The sequence below is a fragment of the Candidatus Hydrogenedentota bacterium genome (genome assembly GCA_035416745.1).
In the GTDB taxonomy this organism is placed as follows: domain Bacteria; phylum Hydrogenedentota; class Hydrogenedentia; order Hydrogenedentales; family SLHB01; genus UBA2224.
Genome location: DAOLNV010000049.1, coordinates 1 through 20013 on the forward strand (window position 1 = coordinate 1; position 20013 = coordinate 20013).

Sequence of the window (20013 nt, forward strand, 5' to 3'; positions counted from 1 at the left end):
ATCTGAATCGGCGAGACGCGGATTCGCCAAATCGCCTGGTAAGCGCCAACGAAACCGGGTGCCGTTCGGTTCGTTGGCCCCGGTTGGCGCTCACAGGCGATGTGCCGGGCCGGTCTTGTCTGACCCTCATGGGTGTGTTGAACTCCGGCCCCGTGCCGCGAATGCCAGCGTGTTCATGTTGCATTGCTTCCTATTATCCGGAGGCGACTGGGAGGTTCACGAATTCGTTTGGCAGCTCCGCGCAGCATGTTCTGATTGGGTCCTACCGGTCCTTTCGGAGCGCCTTGGCCAGCCTGAACGGCCTGATGCGCGGTCTCCTGTTTGAACTGCTTTCACCGGTAACGCTAGAATTCCGGCAGCCGGGACGGGTTGCGGGAGAGTTACGTCACAACGAAAGCGAGCTTGATGAGTATTAGTTTCTTCAACACTCTGACGCGGAGGAAAGACGAGTTTGTGCCGTTGCAGGAAGGCAAGGCAGGTGTCTACACCTGCGGCCCGACGGTGTACAACTATGCCCATATCGGGAACTTGCGGACGTTTCTGTTCGAGGACCTGCTCCGGCGGCACCTCGAGTACCGCGGATATGCGGTTACTCACGTGATGAACGTGACGGACGTCGAGGACAAGATTATCCGGGCCTGCCGCGAGACGGGCGAATCGCTGGAGTCGCTGACCGGCCGGTATACAAAGGCGTTTCTGGAGGATATGGACACCCTCCGCATCCTGCGTCCTCACGTGATGCCGCGGGCGACCGAAACGGTCCCGGATATGGTCGAGTTCATCAAGACGTTGCGCGAGCATGGCCACACCTATGAAGTCGATGGCAGCATTTATTTCCGCCTCTCGTCGTTCAGCAATTACGGCAAGCTCAGCGGGTTTGATATCGACGCGCTGAAGGCCAATGCCGACGGCCGCATCGACTCCGACGAATACGAAACCGACGACGCCCGCGATTTCGCCCTCTGGAAAGCCTGGGACGAGGACGACGGCGACATTTTCTGGGACACGGAGCTGGGGAAGGGGCGGCCGGGATGGCACATCGAGTGCTCGTGCATGAGCCGTAAATACCTCGGCGACACGTTCGATATCCACTGCGGGGGGATCGATCTGGTGTTCCCACATCATGAGAACGAGATCGCGCAGTCCGAGGCCGCGACGGGCAAACCCTTTGTGAAATACTGGCTTCATGCGGGCCATCTTCAGGTCGAAGGCCGCAAGATGGCGAAATCCTATGGCAACACGTACACCCTTCGCGATTTGCTCGACAAAGGTTACGACCCCCTGGCGATTCGCTGGGTGTTGTCGTCAACCCATTATCGGGAACCCAGCAACTTCACCTTCGACGGTCTCGAAGCGGCCGCCCAGTCGGTGCGGCGGATCCAGGATTTCCGTTTGCGGCTCAGGGAAGTGGCCGGCGACGGCGCCGAGCTGGTTGAAGAGACCGCCGCGTGCGAGAAAGCCTTTGGAGCGGCGCTGGACGACGATCTGAACATCTCGGCGGCGTTGGCGGTGATCTTTGACTTCGTCCGGGACACCAACAAATTGATTGACGGGGACTGCCTGGGCAAGGCGGGGGCAGAAAAGGCGTTGGCGCTGCTGGACCGGCTAGACGCCGTGTGCGGGCTTTTCCCCGAGAAGGAAGCCGGAGCGGCGCCGCAGGAAGTGCTTGAGCTGGTGAACGAGCGGCAGCGGGTGCGTCGCGAGAAAGACTTTTCCCGCGCCGACGAGATCCGCGATATCCTGAACGGAATGGGGTGGGTCGTCGAAGATACGCCCGACGGTCCCCGTGTGAAGAGGATCTAATGGTGCAATCCGGGCGGATTGCGTGACGCCGGATTGCGCGGGAGGGCAAGGTGATGCGAACCTCACGGTTGCAGGGGGTGCAGGCTCTTCATGATGTCGAGCAGCGGTCCTTTCGGCTCACCTTGTCCGTGGTTGAGCTGGTGCGGCAGATCGAGCCGGAACTGCCCCAGGCGCTTGCTGACCGAATCATCGTCGCGGCAACGGATTTCGGCGTAGACGTGTCTGAAGCGGTGGTCCACAGCACGCCGAAAACCCAGGTAAGCAAGCTGGTAGCCGCCCGCCGTACCACGCGCGAAATGGCGTTTCTGCTCCATTTGCTCAAAGGCATCCAGATGGCCGCCGAACCCGCGCTGCGGCCCCTCATCGAGGAGGCCGCGGCACTGCAGGAGGAACTCGCCGGCCTCATCGTCCGTCTGCGTCAGGACGCCGAACGCGAGTCGAGACAATAAGTTAAGACAATCAGGGGGCCATGCGGCCGTTTCCAAACCTCTCCGGGAGAAGTGTGCGGAACTTCGTGCAAACGTTGGTGTTCTATCCAGTGTGGTCAAGGTCGACCGGCGAATGAACGAACCCTCCGATTGGGAACTCGTCGCGCTCGCGCGCACCGGCGATGACCAGGCCTTTGCGCGCCTGGTGCGGCGGTATCAGCAGGGCGTGGTGGCGTTCTGTCAGCGCATGGTGGGTTCGCGAGATGACGCCGAGGACCTTGCGCAGGACAGTTTCATCCGCGTGTACCGGTATCTGGCTGGGCTCCGTCCCGAGGCGAAATTTTCTACCGCCCTGTTCGGGATCGCCCGCAACCTGACGCTGAACTTCCTCCGCGATGCCGGCCGGCGGGGCCGTGGCAAGACGTGTTCGCTGACCAGTGAAGATGCGGCGCAACAACCGGTTCGCGACCCGGCCAACAGCCCGGAACACCGGGCGCGGCTTCACGAGATCGAGACGATGCTCGAACGGGCGCTCGAGGGGGTGTCGCCGGAGCATCGCGAAGTCCTGGTGCTTCGCGAACTGAACGGCCTTGATTACGAGGCGATTGCGGCAGTGACGAAATGCCGCAAGGGTACGGTCAAGAGCCGCCTTGCCCGTGCACGCGAGCAACTCCGAATCCAGTTGTTGGAACTCGGGGGAGACGAGATATGAAGCAGGAAGAAATCAACGAGCTGCTATCGGCTCACCTCGATGGTGAAAGCGAGGATCCCGAAGCGGTGGAACGCCTGCTCGAGGGCGAGCCGGACGTGCGCCGCCGCTTCGAGATCCTTCAATCGCAATCGAAGGCGCTCCGTTCGTTGCCTCTGCCGGATGTCGCGCCCGAATTCGCTACGCGCGTGCTGGCCGGAGTGCGCGAGGAACGCCTCAGCCGCCATCGCCGGTGGATGCCGCTTGTGTTGCCGTTGGCGGCCGCTGCCGCGGTGGTGGTGGTGCTGGGAACCGTCTATTTCGCCACGCAGACCCGGCCCGAACCCGGGACCTGGCCGGCCGCGAACGATTTGCGAAAATGGAACGAAATCGATCCCGAAATGCTGGATGCGGCCTTGGTCGAGCGCATGGCGGCCGCCCCGGACGCCTTCGAGTTGTGGGACCAGGGGTATGGAGAGGCTGGCGCCGATGATTCATGGGACGATACCGCCGCCTCCACGCTCGACGAAATGGCCGCCGTCATGGACGCGGAAGCCGAGCTTGACGTTCTGATAGAGGAACTCAGTGCAGAGGAAGAAGCCGTCTTCCGTGAATTGCTGGTCGCATATGCGATGGAGGGTTAGATTCATGAGACACGCACTGCTGCTGGTTGTTGCTGCAACGGCGTCCGTTCTGATGACATGGAGCGCGGCTGCCCAGCCGCCGGCGGCGCCGCCTTCGCCGCCGCGCGCCGAGCATGCCGCAAGACCCCTGATGGACGAACTCAAGCGCATGAGTGAAGCCGACATCCGTTCTCTGGTCGAAATGGTCCGTATGGTGCGGTTGACGCAGGAACTGGGCCTCAACGACGAACAAGCCGTCGTGCTGGTGCGGCAATTCAGCGAGGTAAAAGAAGAAACGGGCAGAATCCAAAGGGAACGCCAGGAACTTGGGAAAGCGCTGCGGGAATTGGTGAATGCCAGCGCCCCCGAAGACCAGATTCAGAAAAAGCTCGACGAACTCGTTGCCAGAGACAAGGAATCGCTCATGAAACGGTTCGACGCGTTCGAGCGCGCCTCCGCCGGGCTAACCCCCGCACAGAGAGCCAAGCTATACCTGTTCATGGGCGATTTTGACAAGCGCATGCGCACCCTTATCGAGAAAGCCAGAGAGCAATTCCGCGAACAGCGCGGAGAGCGGATGGGTGAGCCGGTCATGCGCGAGGATGGCCCGTTTCGCCGCGGCGGACCCGCCGGACCCACCCCGCGCGAGAGGTTTGGTGGCGGACGCGGCGCGGCCGAAGGCCGCCCGGGCGCACGCCGCGGCGTTGAGGGACAGCCCCTACAGCAAGCGCCCGCACCCGAACCGCCCGAGCAGGAATAGGCCGCGAAGAACCGGCAAGACCCGGGACGCCGTCAAGCGAGCACATCGGGAAGGGCCGTTCCGGCGGGCGTTACGTCGATGGGCCGCTGTGCCGCATTCCATCGGTGCCCTTGCCGGTCGCGGACCCGCTTACCGTCCGGGCGGACATCCCTCTTGCTGTTCCCACGCGTCGTTACGGTAGATGTGGCGGCGAACGCGGAACCCGCTTGCGGTGACGGCAATCTCACTGAGTTCACCAAAGCAGTTCTTCCGGGGATGGTGATAAAAGAACGCGCCCGTGGAAAGGTGGAATACGTTGGGAAATTCCGGGTCCCGCGTGTAGCTGAAGCGGTGGACGTGTCCGGCGACATAAAGCACCCGTTTGCCGCATTGGCCCAAGGCCCGGCGCAGGTCTTCGGCGTGGCGCAACCGCCGGTTCCGGCTGCTGGCGTACGCATCCGTCTCATGCATGACGGGATAGTGCGCGCCCACGATGACGGGGTCTGAGGCTTGTCGCAACAGGGCTTCCGTGGCGGCGACGTCCGCCGCGGAGATATGGCCCGCGGACGAAACCAGATTCGGGCACACGGTTGGGACCAGTACCAGCGACGTGCCGCCGCGCAACTTCTGCGCCGCCGGATAGCCTTCCGGCGGGAGGTAAAGCCCGAAGTAATACTCGAACCGCCCCTCGCGCGCCGCCCGGAACGTGTAAACGTCGTGATTGCCCGGGATCAGCGTCACCTCGAGGCCGCGCCGCACCAGCCCGTCGACAAATCCCCTAGCCATACGAAATTCGGTCTCGGTCGAAGTCGACGTGAAATCTCCCGTCAACAGCACGGCAGGGGTCCCGAGCGATGCCGCGTAATCCGCAAAGGGTTCGGCTCGCGCCATGAGGAAGTGCCGGCCCCGGCGAAAGAGCACGTTGAGATTGCCAAGAAGCCGTTTATTAGCCAGAGCCAAGGGGTTCCACACGACCGACCAGAAATGAAGGTCGGCGATATGGAGCAACCGGTCGCGGACGGCGTCTGTGCCCGGCGTGCCCATGCGTACGAATCCTTGCTACGAACCAGAGGCGATGGAACCGGCGGTCCCGGTCATCGCGAGCACTCCTTCCGGCCCAGCCGCGCTGGCATAGGCCGTTGCGAAATTGCGCCATGCTTCAGCATCGGCGCAATTGAGCAGCTCGACAGGCCGCGGCGCGATCATGGCCGCGGCCGTATTCAGATCGCCCACGGACCGGATGCACGGCATGTAGTATTTCTCGAGCCACTGAGCATCGCTCCGCGGGTCGAAGTCTCCGGCGTCGGCTATCACCTTGGCGATGGCGGGGTCCGCCGCGGCGGCGAACAACGCCAACACCCCTGCGTTGCCCAAAGCGGTAACGGTCAGAGGCGCGCCGACCCTGTTGCGCAGAAAGACGGCGGCCGTCACGATGTCCTGAATCCGGCAGGCGGTATCCGTCGGCAGGAACGTGTCGGGGAACTTGTATACCTTGCGCTCGGACCCTTTGCGGGGCTCCTGGAACTCGCCGGTGAGAAACGTATCGATGCAAAGGACCGCGTTGCCTTCAGCCAGCAGTTTTTGAGTGAGTGCGCCGGGTCCCCCCGTAACCGGGTCGGCCAGAGCCGCTTTGCCGCGCCCGTGTACAGCCAATACAGCCCCCGTCGGTGCGGCCAGCGGCTTGTACAACAGCGCGGGGATGGCCTGGTTCGCGTCCGGCCGCCAGATAATGAGCCGCTCGAGTTCGTAGCTGCTGGCCTTGGTCTGGGCAATCAGCCGGGCGGTCACGGCGGCGGAGTCGGGCACCACCAGGCCCATGATGTCGAATAGAGCGATCCCGTACCCGGTGCGGAAAGACTCGCGGTCCCCGGGGGACTTCGGCAGCACCGCGGCGCATTTTTCGCGTGCCGTTTCGATCACCTGCGGCATGAATGTTTCCTGCATGCCGAATCCTTCGGGCAATTTGCCGTCTGGAAAGACCCGCAGCACCTCGTCGGGCTCCTTCTCATACGGGGGCTCGGTGAATTCCGCGTATTTTTCGGGTTGCCCGAGCACCCACTTGCCGAAGAAGCGGTACATTGCGGTGCGGCTGTCCTGGTTGTAGTTGTGATGATAGTCGAAATGGTGATTCTCGAGCCGGCCGGCCGCGTCGTAGAGCGCGTAGATGCCGCGAATGGCCGGAAACTCGACCCGCGGAGTCAGTTTGGTCCAATCGCCCGAGGTCGAGACCATCACCATCGGCCGGGGAGCCATGAGTGCGCCGATCTCCATGTTTGACGCCTTCATGCGGAGGATTGGGGCGTTTTCACACATGCAGCCGCCCTGCATGGTGTGAGAGATCATGTTGACGGGCGCGCTCACTTTGATGCGGGGCTCGATGGCCTGGACCGCGAAGGTCTGGGTACCGCCGCCCGAGGCGCCGGTGCACGCCAGATTATCCGCGTCTACGTAGGGCAGGGCCGCGAGGAAGTCGATCACCCGCAGGCTGTTCCACAACTGGAACGCGAAGGGGTGCAAACCATAGAGCTTGTGGACGGGCTCGTCCCAGCGGTGGTCGGGAAACTGGAGGCTGTCGACGTAGCCGACCATGTCGTAACTGAAGACCACGATGCCCATGCGGGCGAGGGTGATGCAGCGCGCCGGAACCGAGCCGCGGGCACTGTCCTCAAGGCGTCCGTGTTCCCAATGCCCGTGCGGGCATGCTACACCGGGAAACGGGCCGCCGCCTTTCGGGCGATAGAGGTTGCCGGTCACCAGCACGCCCGGGCGGGACTCGAAATACACCTTTTCAATGATGTAGTCATCGTGTTCGGCGGCCGGTTCGATGTGCGCATTGAGGGGCGTGCGTTCCGGCATGGGCCAAAGCCCCGAAGAGACGAGGATTGTGCGCCGCAGGTCCGCCGCATAGGTTTCCCAGGCTTTGCGCGAATCGAAAGAGGTCATGATAAAGGTGGCGTCGGTGTCTCGGCGGATATCGTAGCGGCCGTCGATGGGTGTTTCGGGTTGCTCGAACACACGCATATGGGCCTGAGCCTTCTCGGGCTCGAATGCCGCGTTCGCGCTCAGCGCCACTGAGGCGATGTCGCCTTCGAGACTGATCGCGGCGGCGCCCGCGGGCAACGGGGCCTCGCCTGCCTTCACCCAGCGAAAGACGCCTTTGTGAGGAGCGCTTTCCGGGGCCTGGAACGTCGCGCCGCCTATCGAGGCCTGTGCCGCGGACGCGCCATCGGCCCACAGCCATACCGTGTAGGTGGCGGCGCGCGGCAAGGTCACCGGTCCGCCCCGGAGCTCGTACGCGTCCAGCCACACAAGGTCCGGCGTCTCTACCGCCATCCCGAACACCGAAAGCAGCAACATGCACATGGCCGCGCCCTCCTTCGCGCTTGGATTACGCTTGAGCATATCGTGATTGTGTTCTGAATTAAAGGGGGAGGCTCAGGAGGGCATGCCCGTCCGGCTGGTCCCTGGCCATTGCGCGGCGTTGTATTTGCCTGCCGGAACCACTATTGTAAGGAAATCTCTTGTGGAACAGGGAGCAGATACGCCGCATGAACGTGACCATTACAGGGGCATCGGGGCATTTGGGGGCAAACCTTGTCCGCCGGCTTCTTCACGACGGGGAGAAGGTCACGGTTCTGGCATATGAGGATTCTCCTTCGCTGAAGGGCCTCGATATTCGCGAAATCCCGGGGAACGTGCTCGAGCCGGCTTCCCTCCGCGACGCCTTCGGGGGTGCGGATATCGTGTACCACCTGGCGGCCATGATCACGCTGCGCCGCACAAGCGATCCCGTGGCCCACCGGGTCAACGTCGAGGGCACCCGCAACGTGGCCGCGGCATGCAGAGCCTGCAACGTGCAGCGGCTCGTGTATTTCAGCTCGATTCATGCCTATTCGTCGTATCCCCGCCGCGAGCCCATTGACGAGAGCCGGCCATTGTGCATTCATGAGGATACACTGCCGTATGACCGATCGAAAGCCGCCGCGGAACAGCTCGTGCGTTCGGCCATCGACGACGGACTGGACGCCGTAATACTCAATCCCACGGGAGTCATCGGTCCTCACGACTACGAGCCGTCCGCCATGGGGCGTGTCTTGATAGACCTGCGGGCGGGACGGTTTCCGGTTCTTTTGCGGGGAGGATTCAATTGGGTTGATGCACGAGACGTGGCGGATGCCGCTGTTCGCGCCGCGGGTCATGCCGCGGCCGGCGCACGGTACATACTCGGCGGGACGTACGCCACCCTGGCCGACATCGCCGCGGAGATCGCGCGCACGACCCGCGCGCGCGTCCCGAAGCTCGAGTTGCCTCTCTGGGCGGCGTATGGAGGGGTGCCGTTTACGCTCCTGTGGGCGCGTCTTACCAAATCGAAACCGCGCATGACTCTGGCGTCGTTACGGGCTTTGCGCCATCACCGGCTCGTCAGCCATGAGAAAGCGAGCCGGGAACTCGGGTACGCGCCGCGGCCCCTCGAGAACACCATCTCCGATACCCTGGCGTGGTTCGACGCGCGCCAAGAAGCCTGACGGGCGGGCCCGGCCTGGCCGGGAGTTCACGAAACCGGCGCGGGCCCAGGCTCGGATTCGGGTTCCCACTCGGCCCCCACAAGCAGCGCCAGAAAACGGTTGGCGGCCGACGCGCGCGGAACGGCATGAAGGGCCTGGAACGACACGATGCAGCCGTCAACGTTGAAGAATCCCTGCAGCAGGTAAGGGTATTTCCCCGGCTCGGGTGATGAATCCTCGAGCGTGAGGTACATGCCGCGGACATTCTCAAGCTCGAACTCGAGGGGGACGGCTTCGGCCGCGGCTGCCGGGCCAGGCAAACCAGTTTTCCAGCGCGCGAGTTCCTCCCCGAACCACGAGTCGCTTCCAAATCCCGGCATCATGCCCGGTTCACCCAGGATGGTCACGGTGATGATGTACGGTTGGGGCTCCGATGCTTCGAACCGTAGCGAAGCGGCACCGGCCACCCCCGGATCGGACGGTTTCGCCTCCATACCCTCGGGTAGCGGAATATTGAGCGTCCCCCGGTGCGGAACGGCCAAGGGGATTTTCTGTGCTTGCGCGGGTTCCGCGGCGGGTTTGCCATCCGGGCCCGGCGCTGCGCTTGTCACGACGGACTCTCGCGGTGCGGGCTTGACAGTATGCCCCGGCGTTTTCTCGCATCCCGCCGCCGCGAGGAAAGCGAGGGCCGCCGCCAGCGCAATGACAAGCCCAGCCTTTCGCATCACGTATTTCCTTGCGCCTGCTATGCGCCAAGCACCTTCCGGCAGACGTCGTTCAGAACCTTGCCGTCGGCCGCTTCCCCCAATTCCTTCTTCAGGATACCCGTGAGCTTGCCCGCATGATTGATGTCGGGGTGGTCCGCCAGGTAAGCGCGCACCCTCGCCTCGAGTTCGCCGGCACTCAACTGTCGCGGCAAGAACTCCTCGATGACGGCAATCTCGCGCTCGGTTGCCGCGGTTTCCACCTCCTTGCCGTGCTCACGCAATACATCGATGGTCTGTTGACGTTTACGAATCTCCGAACGCAATGCGGTCATTGCATCCTCATCGGACACGGCCTTGCCGGTTTCCTTCTCTTTCAGCATGACGGCGGCCTTCAACATGCGCAGGCACTCGAGGCGCTCCATGTTCTTGTTTTTCATGGCCGACTTCATCTCGTCCTGGATGCGTTCCTTGATGGTCATCCGCGTGTTCCTTTTTCCTGGCAAACGGCACGGGGCTCTCTACGGCGCCGCCGCGTTGCGTCAGAAACATCCTTAACCAAATCCAATCTAGCGCGTGCGTTTCAGAATTGCAACGGTACGCGAGATTGGGGACCGCCAAGCGGGCGGACGGCTCCAAACCCGCGGCCGGGAAGGCGAAGAAGGAGGAGCCAGAAAGAACTCTGAAAGGGCGCTCTGCGTCCATGAAGAGCATGAGCGCTTTCCAGCTCGCCCCTTCAGGGGTCCTGGGATTTGGGGTTTCGGCTCCCCGGGGCGCGGCACGCGGGGCGCGTGCCGGCCTCTGGACAGCGTCTCGTCCGGGCCTTGAGCCTCTTGCCTAGTGGCCGGGGGTTTCGGCCGATTTCGCGGCCGGGACGGCCTGTTTGTAGTTGGGTTGGGCCTGTGGGTCGTCAGTGCTCATGAGCCAGTGGACAGCATCGACAATGGACTGCTTGAACCGCTCGCTTTCCCAGACGTCCTCCCGGTGGCCCAATGCGGTGAAGTATACGCGGCCCTTTTCGATGGTCCGCACCCAGACGACGGGGTAAGGCTCGATGTTGTACATTTCCTGTTTTGCGCGTTCCGGGCCAGGGTCCATGAGGGCGAGTACGTGGATGGCGTCCTCGTTGAACTTGCGGAAGCAATACCATTCCTCGTTGAGCTCCAGGCCGTCGGGGATGTGGGCCATGACCGGGTGGTTGGGGTCGACGGCTTTCACCTTGCCCACGAACTGTTTGCCGTGGCCCATGAATTCGGCGCCGATCATGGCGATGTACGGAGTAACGTCCTCTCCCTCGCCGCGAAACGTGTCCGTGGCCGAGTGGAATCCGAGAAAGCGGCCGCCGTTTTCGAGCCACTGGATCAGCTCAGCCTGGCCGTTGGGCCCCATCACCGGCGTGCCGGTCTTGTTGGGCTTTGTCAGGTCCCCCTGGGTATAAAACATGACGATGTCGTAGTTCTTGAGGTTTTCGGCGTTGATGGTGCTGGCGTCGTAGGTCACCGTGAGCTTGGCGCCCATCGCATCGAGAAGGGGGCGTAATACCTGCTCCGCCAGGCATGGTTTGTCGCCCTGCGCGACCGTTGGGCCGTGAGCAAAGGCCTCCGAAGTGACCAGGAAGAGAACGTTTTTCGGTGCGGGGCTTTCCCCGGCGAATGAGAGTGAACAACCCAGGACAACAAGGGCAGCAACAAATGCATTCCGCGCGGCCATGACATTTCTCCTTCCGGACCTGCGGGGCATGGTTTCAAGATACGGCCCCGCACCCGACGTTGCACAATCGGCTTCTATCTGCACCCAGGCCCGCTCCGCTGGGAACAGGCCAAGAATCAACTCAGCGCGCCCATCGCCACGGCGCCCAGCAGGCCCCGCTGTTTTTCGAGCCGCTCCTGAATACGCGTCATCAGCGTTTCATCCAGAGGGAGGCGTTCGAGTGTTTCCGGATGGGGCGGCAGGGCCTGCGGCTGGTCGTTCAGTGCCCCGATCCCCATCATGTTGACCAGGGTGTTGGCAAGGTGCGTGGCATGAGGCAGTATCGGATCCCCCGGCACGTCGAGCGGGCGGTGATGTCCGCCGATGCTTTCGACCAACTCGCGGGGAAGGTTCCACCGTTCGGCCACCCATGCGCCGACTTCGCAGTGCGTGACGCCTGCGAAGACTTCGTATTCGGCCTCGTACACAGAACATCCTGACGTTTCAACAAGGTTGATGACGCGAACTGCGTCCTCCTGGAAATACTGCGCGATCACGGCCTTGCCGATGTCGTGCAACAATCCCGCCAAGTGGGCCCCGGCGATCTCGGGATGTTGCCGGCGAAAATGCTGTTCCATGGTGCCTGCCGCAAGGGAACACGCCAAGCTGTGGCGCCAGAGGTTATGGAGTGAGCGCACTTGTGCCGGGCTCTTGCCGAACAGGTTGATGACGGAGATGGTGAGCGCCAGACGCTCGATCTCGTTGAAACCCAGAATGACGACGGCTTCAGGAATGCTTCGAATGGACCTCGGAAAACCATAAAAACTGGAATTCACCACGCGAAGCACGCGCATGGCGAGGGCTTGGTCTCTTGCAATTTCGTCGGCAAGGTCGAGCGCGGTCGTGCTTTCATCCTGCACAACGCTGATGATCCGGGCCAAAACGTCGGGCAACGTTGCGATTTCGGTAATCGCGTCTACGCGGTCTCGCATGGAGTTCCTCCCTGCTCCCCAGGGATTTTGAACGACCCGGCTCAGAGGCACCTCAAGAAACGCTCCGAGAAGAATGCCAAGTAGTGAAATTATAAAGGCTTATCAGGATGCTGTCAACCGGCAGGCTTGCGCGGGGGCCGAGCGCATGCGGGCGCGGGCGCGCCCCCACCGCGACGGCATGGGCCACGTTGTGCACGACGCACAGTACGGTAGAGAACAATCGGTCCCGTTCCCGCCGCATCTTGCAGCGGGGAATGGCGCATTCGCTCCCGGCATTCAATCCGCGCAACAATACTGATGGTAATGGTCTCGGCGGCGTTTAGTCAGACCGTTGAGCACCGCGCCGGCGATGTTGGCGTTGGCCGTCTCGAGGAATTTCTTGGCCCGTGTGACGGTTTCCCGCCGCGCGTACCTGGGCGAGAGCACCAGCACCACGGTATCGACGCATTTTGCCAGCAGCACCGGGTCCGTGACGACGAGGATGGACGGGGCGTCGCACAGCACCAGATCGAATTCTTCGCGCAAGTCGCGCATGAGCTGGCGCATCTTGTCCGAGCCGATAAGTTCGGAGGGATTAGGCGGGGTTTGCCCGCTCGGGGCCATCCACAGGTTCTCGATACGAGTTGGGCGGATGATCGCGTGGGGGTCAAGCTCTTCGCGGAGCAGGTCCGCCAAACCGGGTCTGTCTTCCATCCCGAGGACGCGGTGCACATTGGGGCGGCGCAGGTCGGCGTCGACAAGAAGGACCCGCAACCCGCTTTCCGCGAACGTGACGGCCATGTTGATGGCGGTGGTTGTCTTGCCCTCGGCGGGCAGGGCGCTGGTCACGAGGACGGTCCGCGGCTTCCGCTGAATCGTGGCCAACTGAAACCGTGTACGCAGCGCACGGTACGCTTCAGCTCCCGGGGATTTCGGAGCGTGCAGCGAGGCGATGAACGTGTCCGATTCATCTTCTTCGGCGTCTGGCGCTTTCCTGCCTGCCCGGCGTCTTCTGTCGACGCGGCTGCAGGGGATAGTGCCGATGACGTCGAGGCCGAGGTGTTCCGTCACGTCCTGGGCGGTTTTGAAGGAGGCATCGTTCATCTTGAGGAGCAAGGCCGCGCCGATGCCGGCGAGCAGACCGGCCGCGGCGCCGGCGGCGATGATGGCGGCAAGGTTTATGTTTTTCGTGCGCATCGAGTGCACGCGCACGGGCGTCCGCCGCGACAACCCGCACTCACCGCGGTCCAGCGCCGCGCGTATCTTCGATTCGGTGTTTCGCAGTGTGTCAAACTCGCCCCGGCTGTTTTCGAGCGCGCCTGCCATCTGCTGGACTTCAGGGTTGGGCCCCGCAGGTTCGGTGAGGTCCCCGGGGGGCTGTTCCATCAACGTTTGGATGGCAGCCATGCGGGTATCGAGTGCAATGATCTCGAGTTCAAGCTGACGGTACTGGTGGGTGAGGCCGTAGAGCTTCCGTTCGGTCTCGCTGCCGGCCTCGCTTCCGTAACCGAGTTGTTCCGTTGCCTCCAGAATCTCGCGCTTCCTGTCCGTGACCTGGTCGAACAACTCGAGGCAGGCCAACCGATCGTCGGGACGCAGAATAGCCAGGTTGAGCTCTTCGGCGACCAGTTTGTCCATCTCTTTGAGCGAGTCTGCGACGGCGCCGTCGGCGGTCTGTCGCAAGGGCTGCGGCAATTCGATGCCGTCGCTTTGGAATTGCGTTTTGAGGCGTTCCATGCGCGCCATGAATTGTTCTCGCGCGGCCTGGGTCTTGGCAAGCTCTTCGTTCAGGGTATCCGGCCGCGCGGCATTCTCGTCATACTGCGGGGCCGCTGCGGTCACGCCAGACTGCCGTTCCTCGCGCTCGTGTTCCTCGATTTCGCGCCCGGTGCGCTCGAGTTGGCCTTGTACCAGCGCGAGTCTCTCGCGGCCCGTTTCGAGCTGCTCCTTGCGAACGTTCTGGATCAGCGCGCGCGCGGCGAACTCGGCAATGCCGGCGGCGTCGCGTTCGTTCTGCCGCGTGCAGGTCACGGAAACCGCATTTGTTGTGCCGTCGAATTCAATCCTGAGCGATTTCGAGACGTCATCGGCTGCGGTCTGGTATTCTTCGGCGGTGGCGAGCCGGTTCCAGGCTTCGCCGTCGATCATGTCGCGGCATACCAGGGCTCTCACGACATCCGGCGCGATCATGTGCGGGTTCTGATTGACGGTTTGGGAGCGCGGAGCCGAAATTGGATTCAGGGGAAGCGTCTCCCACACCGGCGGCTGGACAGAAAACTCTGTTTCCGCCACGTACACCGTCAGGCGGCTGTATAGAATCGCTCCGAACGCGCCAGACAGCAGCGCGCCCAGAACGGTGGCCACAAACACGATGTACCACCGCCCGCGGAGAACATTCTGAATGAACCCGCGGGTGTTCCCGTCTCGCCGGCGAATCTGTTTGTTGATGTCGGATGCGGAACTCGCCATGTGGTGATTACCCGGCGCCCTTGTTGGGCGGGGCCGTTTCCTGTTTGGATTGTTGCGGCGCCCACGCCTTCAGCTTGGATTCCAACAACGCGATTCGCTGCCGCAGCTCATCCTCGCGGAGCATATCGAGCCCCGGCACGTCAGCGGCAAGCCGCCAGTGTTGCAGCGCCGTTTCGAGATACTCGCGCCGGGCCTCCGGGATTTCCGAGTATTCGGCGAGTTTCTCGTACATGAGGCTGATCTCGCTGTAATCCTGGTCCGGCGTGCAATTGCCGTCAAGGCGTGCCGCCTGCAGAGAGGCTTCTCGGGCCATGTCATACTCGCCCAGTCTGGCGTGGGCACGTGCGAGGGTCCGCAAGGCGGCCAATGCGCCGCCCGGATCGCGCAAGAGCAGTTCCGGGTCGCGCAACGTTTCGATGGCCCGTTTCGGCTGGCCGAGTTTGAAGCAGATGATGCCGAGCATCGTTTTCGCCCGGGCGGTTTTCGCATGGCCCGGAAACTCTTTCTGGAACTGCTCGAGCAACCGCAAGGCCGCTTGTCCGGCCTCCTTGGCGCCGGCTGCGTTGTTGCCTGCCGCGAACGCGCTGGACGCGGCTGCGAACAAGGCCTCGGCCCGGTCAGGAACGCTTGCCGGCAACGCTTGCGCTACGCGTTCGTATTGCTCCATTGCCGCCTCGTATTCGCCGCGGGAGACGGACCGGCTCGCTTGGGAAAGCAGAGCCTCCGGGCTGTTGAGCCGTTGCCGCGCGAAGACCCACGCTTCGTACCCGCCCAGAGCCAGTGCGCCCAGGACCGCCAATGCGATGACATAACGGGTGAAGCGGCCCGGCCGCGTGGCGGCGGGGCGGGATTCCCGGAGGGGCTGTGCGGGAACATCGGCGTGGCCGAGCGGCTCCGGCTCTATGCGAGCGGATTGTTTCGCAGCGGGGACGACATCCGGGGGAGCTTTCGGGACCTGCGGGGAAACCGCCTCGCCGCGAGTGTCTTCCGCCTTGATATCATCATCTTCTTCGCCGTAACGCGGCTGGGACTCCAATTCCTCGAGCAGCGCCTGGGCTTTTGCCAGCTCGGGCGGGTCTTGTTTCTTGAAATCGGGTTCTCGCGAAGGTGCGCGGTCGAACGAACCAGCATCCGCGGGGCCTTCCGGGCACTCGCTGGCTTGTTCGGGTTCGGTACGGGGAGCCCGCTGGGCAGGGGAAGGCGGGGTGTCCGGGATGCCGTCAGAATCGGCCTGCTCGCCGACCACGATGATATCTTCCGTGCCGAATGAAGGGCCGGCGCCGGCGGCCCCGGAGGCTGGTTCCTTGGCCGCCTGCGAATGGGCGACGCCGCGCGACAGGTCCGTGATGATATCGCGCAATTCCTCGACAGGTGAAGGCTGGCCGACGCCGCTGATCACATCCGCCTCGTGCGGCATGTCCTCTTCGATGGCCCCGGGCGTCATGCCGGCGTCGACGTCTGCAATCCCTATTTCGTAGAAGCTCAAGGGCGGTTCGGGGGGCGTGGATTCATGTGCTGGTTCCGGGCGCAGGACACTGCCGGCCGTCTCCTCGCGGCCGCCGTAGGTCAAGCCGGACATTCGGATGAATTCTTCTTCGCTGGCTTGTTCCTCTTGGGGCAATCCGCTTTCGAGGCGCCTGTCGTTCAGGGCATCGAGGAATTCGTTGTCGATGCGTTGCATCTCCTCGACAAGGCGCTCGTCGATGCCGTGCGGGGTCCGGTTTTCGGGTTCGTTGCTCGATGCCATGTCCGTCATCCTAGTACCCGAAGAGGTACGTGCCGGCCGGGGCCAGCAAGCGCTTCTGCATCATTCCCCACTCCCCTGCCGCGCTCTCACGGCTCTTCCGCGAAGAGGTCGCCGCGATTTCCCTCAGCATTTAGAAGCAGCCGGTTAGCGCGCTGCTGCAACACGCTCTGTGCGCGGTGCCGCGGTGGAAAGCGTTCCGGTTCGGGCGCATCCTCCGGGGTCACGGCGCTCTTCGAGGTTTCGGGCGCTTCCTGGAGCGCCGCCGAGAGCCGCGAATGCCGTTCCGGGTCGGGCAAGGTGGTCTTCCGAATCGTGTTCAGAATGATAGCCTGCCCGACCTGCCGTGTACGGACCTGCGCCGCCAGCAACAGCGCATTGCGGCATACGGTTACCGTTTCTCGGGGACTGCCTTGCGCGTAGGCGTGTACCGTCCTGACTGCTCCTTCGTCGAATACGGGGGCCAGTCCGCCCACCGCTCCGGCCTGCCGCAATCGGAAATCGATAAGCCCGCGCGTCTCGGCCAGACTCAGCGAGCCGAGGTTGAAGCACGTGTTCACGCGCTGGGAGAAATTGGGGGCGGCCCGCAACACGTTCAGCCATTCCAATTGCGCGAAAAACACAAGATTGAGCAGCTTGTGGTGGGGGGTCTCGAGATTCTGGACCAGGCGAAGGAGTTCGAGTTGCCCGCGCTTGTTGAGGTTCTGGGCGTCGTCCACCACGAGCGTGTTGATGCGCTGATGATGCTTCAAGAGATACTGGTTGAGGGCCCCCATATACGCTGCGAACGAGCGGGGTTCCGGTTGGAGTCCAAACTGGCTGACGATCCCCTCGAGGAGAGAGAAGCTGGTCCAGGAGGGAATGGGAGAACCGATTACGGCTACGTTGTAGCGGTCGGGTTTGGCGCGCATCCCCGACAGTACCTTGCGCAGCAGGGTCGTCTTTCCGGTGCCGTAATGCCCAAGGACGACTGCAATGCCGTTGCGCTCGTCGATGCTGTTCCACAGGCGGAACAGGCATTCCTTGTGTTCCCGCGTGGCGTAGAAATACATCGGGTCGGCCGTTGCCGCAAACGGCTGCTTCTGCAGCCCGAAGAAACTTAACAACGCCTGCGATGAATCGATGTCTTCCATGTAGTGCTATCTCATGCCGCGGGGGCATCCACGGCGAACCACAGAATCCGCCCCCCGGGCCGGGCATTTCCCCAAGAGCCAGGCGCCGCGCCGCCCTTGCCAGTATTCATGATGCCATTATAGGCGAGCACCCGCCTGGATTTCCCCTCTGCCGATGCCCATTCTCAGACTGACCCGGTGAACCAAACCTCTTGTGCATCCCGGCCCGGCGCGGTACAATCCCCCTGCCACTCCGACGGCACTGCGGCGGTATCTCAGGCGTTCCGGCATCACGCAGATTCGCGGCCGGAGAATAACCTGTCCGCATGGTCAAAGATGTCTGGCGCTTCAGCCAGGAGTGCGTAACGTATCGCCAACAGGCGAGTGGATGTTATTCTAGACCAAGGCTTTGGAGCTGTCAAGCGACACGAAGCCAAGTGTTGTGCTGTTCCTGCGCCAAACCACAATATATGGTAGAAAACGTGCCTGGCCTAGTTTTGGGAGGTCTATGGTTCGCGTGAGCGGGTTTGGCGCTGCCATTGCTGCCGCTCGGGAGCGATGAACTGCGGAAAGGCAAGGAGAGCCCGCACTTGGTTCGGACTTCGTGTGATTTCAGGGGACGCATGGAATGGTGAAACAAGCATATGACGCCCTGGCACAGCAGCGGGAGTCGCTCAAGGTGCTATCCGGCCCCTTGACGGGTCTGTCGTGTCCCATTACCGGGGCTCTGAGCATCGGCCGCGGTCCGGACAGCGGGCTCCAGCTGAACGATTTGCAGGTCTCCCGTAAACACGCGGTGATCCAACAAACGGCGCTGGGCACGCTGCTCCGTGATCTTGGCAGCGGGAACGGCACGTTTGTCGGGGGCAAGCGCATCGTGGAATACCGCCTTGCTCACGGGGATGTGATATCGATCGGTCCCGTGGAGCTGGTTTTCGAGAGCAAGAGTAGCGAGGAGGCCGGCCCGCGGCCTCCGGCCACCGTCGTATTCGAGGAGGCCGACAAAGGGGACGTCCACGCCCACGCGGCGGAAAACGTGCACCGAACGTTCCTGGGGGCGGTGCAGGCGGCTCAGACCGTGGACCAGGCGCGCCAGGCACAGGAACGATTGGCTGCCGTGTATGCCGCCAATCAGGTCATTTCGAGCGAACGGGACCTTAACAGGCTGTTCGAGCAGGTCATGGACCAGATCTTCAGGCTCGTGCCGGCGCACAACGGGGCCATTTTGCTGTTCGAGGCTGCGAGCGGACGCCTCGAACCGGCTTATATGCGGAAGGGCCCCGAGGAACACGTCACCATCAGTTCGACGATCGTGCACAGGGCTTTGGATCATGGGGAGGCCATTCTTACGTTGGACGCGGCGGACGACAGCCGCCTGGGCCGCGGCCAGAGCATCATTCTGCAGAATATCGCGTCGGCCATGTGCACACCCCTCCAGCACCAGGGCGAAAAGCTGGGCGTGCTCTACGTCGACACCCGCGGGACGCCCAATGCGTTCTCCGAGGGGGACCTCGAATTGCTTGTGGCGCTGGCGGGTCCGGCGGCGATTGCCATCAAGAATGCGCAATACGTCGATAAACTGGAGAGCGCCTACCAAGGCACCCTTCTTATGACCGCGAACGCCATCGAAGCGCGTGACCACTATACGGTCGGCCACACCTGGCGCGTCACCAATTTCGCGCTGGCCATCGCCCGCGAGCTTGGCTGGGATGATGAGAAGCTGCGCGAGTGCGAGATGGGTGGCGTGCTCCACGATGTTGGTAAGATAGCCATCGACGACGCCATTTTGCGGAAACCCAAGGTCCTGACCGGCGATGAATACGCCAAGATGAAGGTGCACCCCGAACGCGGCGCCCGTATGATGCAGGATGTGCCCGCCCTCAGGGCCCTTATCCCGTATGCTCTGTATCATCACGAACGCTACGACGGGCAGGGGTATCCCTTCGGTCTCAGCGGCGGCGATATCCCTGCTGAGGGGCGGCTCATCGCGGTCGCCGACACCTTCGACGCGATGACCAGCAACCGGCCGTACCGAAAAGGGCTGGACCCCGAGGCCGCCCTGGCCGAACTCGAGAAAGGCAAAGGCACACAGTTCGACCCCGAGATTGTCGACGCGATGGTTCGGGCGTACCGTTCGGGGAGTGTCGACGCGATCCTTCAGGAACACGGCAAAGGCGAGCGGAGCGTGGCCTGTCCATTTTGCAGCACGCATATTCCGGCGCCCGAAGGCGGGGAGCCGGGGTCCGAGTTTCAGTGCGGCGTTTGCCACCGGCGCCTGCGGCTGTGTGAACAGAACGAGGTATACTTCGCCGAACTGCTGCCTGCTTCCGAAGCGCCGTCCACCACGTCGAACACCCGCGGCCGCCATGGGAGCCGCCAGGACGCCCCGGACGGTGGGGAATGAGTCTTGGCGCCCGGCGATTGGAGGCGCGTGATTTCCTTTCGGTTCGCGGGCCGTTGGGTATCTTCTCTTGATGGGGCAAGGCGAACTCATTTGGCGCCGGTGACCCTCTCGTGCACCGTTGGGAACATTCCATA

At 62.9% G+C, this 20013-nt stretch carries 16 protein-coding genes; 7 read left to right on the forward strand and 9 right to left on the reverse strand.

Going from position 1 to position 20013, the window contains the following annotated elements; genetic code table 11:
• Window positions 1-405: 405 nt before the first annotated feature.
• The 5 genes from cysS (at window position 406) to PLJ71_14430 (ending at window position 4302) form a co-directional block, all read left to right on the forward strand.
• The gene (gene cysS, locus PLJ71_14410) at window positions 406-1803 is read left to right on the forward strand and encodes a cysteine--tRNA ligase (protein ID HQM49878.1); all 1398 of its coding nucleotides are present in this window, start codon (window positions 406-408) and stop codon (window positions 1801-1803) included.
• Window positions 1804-1856: 53 nt separating this feature from the next.
• The gene (locus PLJ71_14415; GenBank protein HQM49879.1) at window positions 1857-2252 is read left to right on the forward strand and encodes a four helix bundle protein; all 396 of its coding nucleotides are present in this window, start codon (window positions 1857-1859) and stop codon (window positions 2250-2252) included.
• Between the two features lie 112 nt (window positions 2253-2364).
• The gene (locus tag PLJ71_14420; protein HQM49880.1) at window positions 2365-2943 is read left to right on the forward strand and encodes a sigma-70 family RNA polymerase sigma factor; all 579 of its coding nucleotides are present in this window, start codon (window positions 2365-2367) and stop codon (window positions 2941-2943) included.
• Window positions 2940-3563 (forward strand): hypothetical protein, encoded by a 624-nt coding sequence (locus PLJ71_14425; protein HQM49881.1) that lies wholly within the window; start codon window positions 2940-2942, stop codon window positions 3561-3563. The genes PLJ71_14420 and PLJ71_14425 overlap by 4 nt, the downstream gene beginning before the upstream one ends.
• A gap of 4 nt (window positions 3564-3567) precedes the next feature.
• The gene (locus PLJ71_14430) at window positions 3568-4302 is read left to right on the forward strand and encodes a hypothetical protein (GenBank protein HQM49882.1); all 735 of its coding nucleotides are present in this window, start codon (window positions 3568-3570) and stop codon (window positions 4300-4302) included.
• Window positions 4303-4431: 129 nt separating this feature from the next.
• Here the strand turns inward: PLJ71_14430 and PLJ71_14435 are convergent, their stop codons facing one another.
• Both PLJ71_14435 and PLJ71_14440 read right to left on the reverse strand, forming a co-directional pair.
• Complete coding sequence (locus PLJ71_14435; GenBank protein HQM49883.1) at window positions 4432-5325, reverse strand: metallophosphoesterase; 894 nt, start codon at window positions 5323-5325, stop codon at window positions 4432-4434.
• A gap of 15 nt (window positions 5326-5340) precedes the next feature.
• On the reverse strand, window positions 5341-7644 hold the full coding sequence (locus PLJ71_14440; protein HQM49884.1) for a hypothetical protein: 2304 nt from the start codon (window positions 7642-7644) through the stop codon (window positions 5341-5343).
• A gap of 185 nt (window positions 7645-7829) precedes the next feature.
• On the opposite strand from PLJ71_14440, the gene PLJ71_14445 reads away from it, so the two are divergent.
• Window positions 7830-8807: an NAD-dependent epimerase/dehydratase family protein gene (locus PLJ71_14445; protein HQM49885.1), complete on the forward strand. Its 978-nt coding sequence runs from the start codon at window positions 7830-7832 to the stop codon at window positions 8805-8807.
• A gap of 26 nt (window positions 8808-8833) precedes the next feature.
• Here the strand turns inward: PLJ71_14445 and PLJ71_14450 are convergent, their stop codons facing one another.
• From PLJ71_14450 to PLJ71_14480, 7 genes are all read right to left on the reverse strand, one after another.
• Window positions 8834-9511: a hypothetical protein gene (locus PLJ71_14450; GenBank protein HQM49886.1), complete on the reverse strand. Its 678-nt coding sequence runs from the start codon at window positions 9509-9511 to the stop codon at window positions 8834-8836.
• Between the two features lie 20 nt (window positions 9512-9531).
• Window positions 9532-9972, reverse strand: coding sequence for a GatB/YqeY domain-containing protein (locus tag PLJ71_14455; GenBank protein ID HQM49887.1), 441 nt, complete (start codon window positions 9970-9972; stop codon window positions 9532-9534).
• A 355-nt stretch (window positions 9973-10327) separates the two neighbouring features.
• On the reverse strand, window positions 10328-11200 hold the full coding sequence (locus tag PLJ71_14460; protein ID HQM49888.1) for a ThuA domain-containing protein: 873 nt from the start codon (window positions 11198-11200) through the stop codon (window positions 10328-10330).
• A 116-nt stretch (window positions 11201-11316) separates the two neighbouring features.
• Complete coding sequence (locus PLJ71_14465) at window positions 11317-12171, reverse strand: HDOD domain-containing protein (protein HQM49889.1); 855 nt, start codon at window positions 12169-12171, stop codon at window positions 11317-11319.
• A gap of 276 nt (window positions 12172-12447) precedes the next feature.
• Complete coding sequence (locus PLJ71_14470) at window positions 12448-14619, reverse strand: CpsD/CapB family tyrosine-protein kinase (GenBank protein ID HQM49890.1); 2172 nt, start codon at window positions 14617-14619, stop codon at window positions 12448-12450.
• A 7-nt stretch (window positions 14620-14626) separates the two neighbouring features.
• Window positions 14627-16366 carry a hypothetical protein gene (locus PLJ71_14475; GenBank protein ID HQM49891.1) on the reverse strand — a complete coding sequence of 580 codons (1740 nt, stop codon included), beginning with the start codon at window positions 16364-16366 and terminating at the stop codon, window positions 14627-14629.
• 86 nt (window positions 16367-16452) lie between these two features.
• On the reverse strand, window positions 16453-17496 hold the full coding sequence (locus PLJ71_14480) for an AAA family ATPase (protein ID HQM49892.1): 1044 nt from the start codon (window positions 17494-17496) through the stop codon (window positions 16453-16455).
• Window positions 17497-18103: 607 nt separating this feature from the next.
• On the opposite strand from PLJ71_14480, the gene PLJ71_14485 reads away from it, so the two are divergent.
• Entirely contained in the window at window positions 18104-19879 is a 1776-nt protein-coding gene (locus PLJ71_14485; GenBank protein ID HQM49893.1) for an HD domain-containing protein, read from the forward strand.
• Window positions 19880-20013 lie beyond the last annotated feature (134 nt).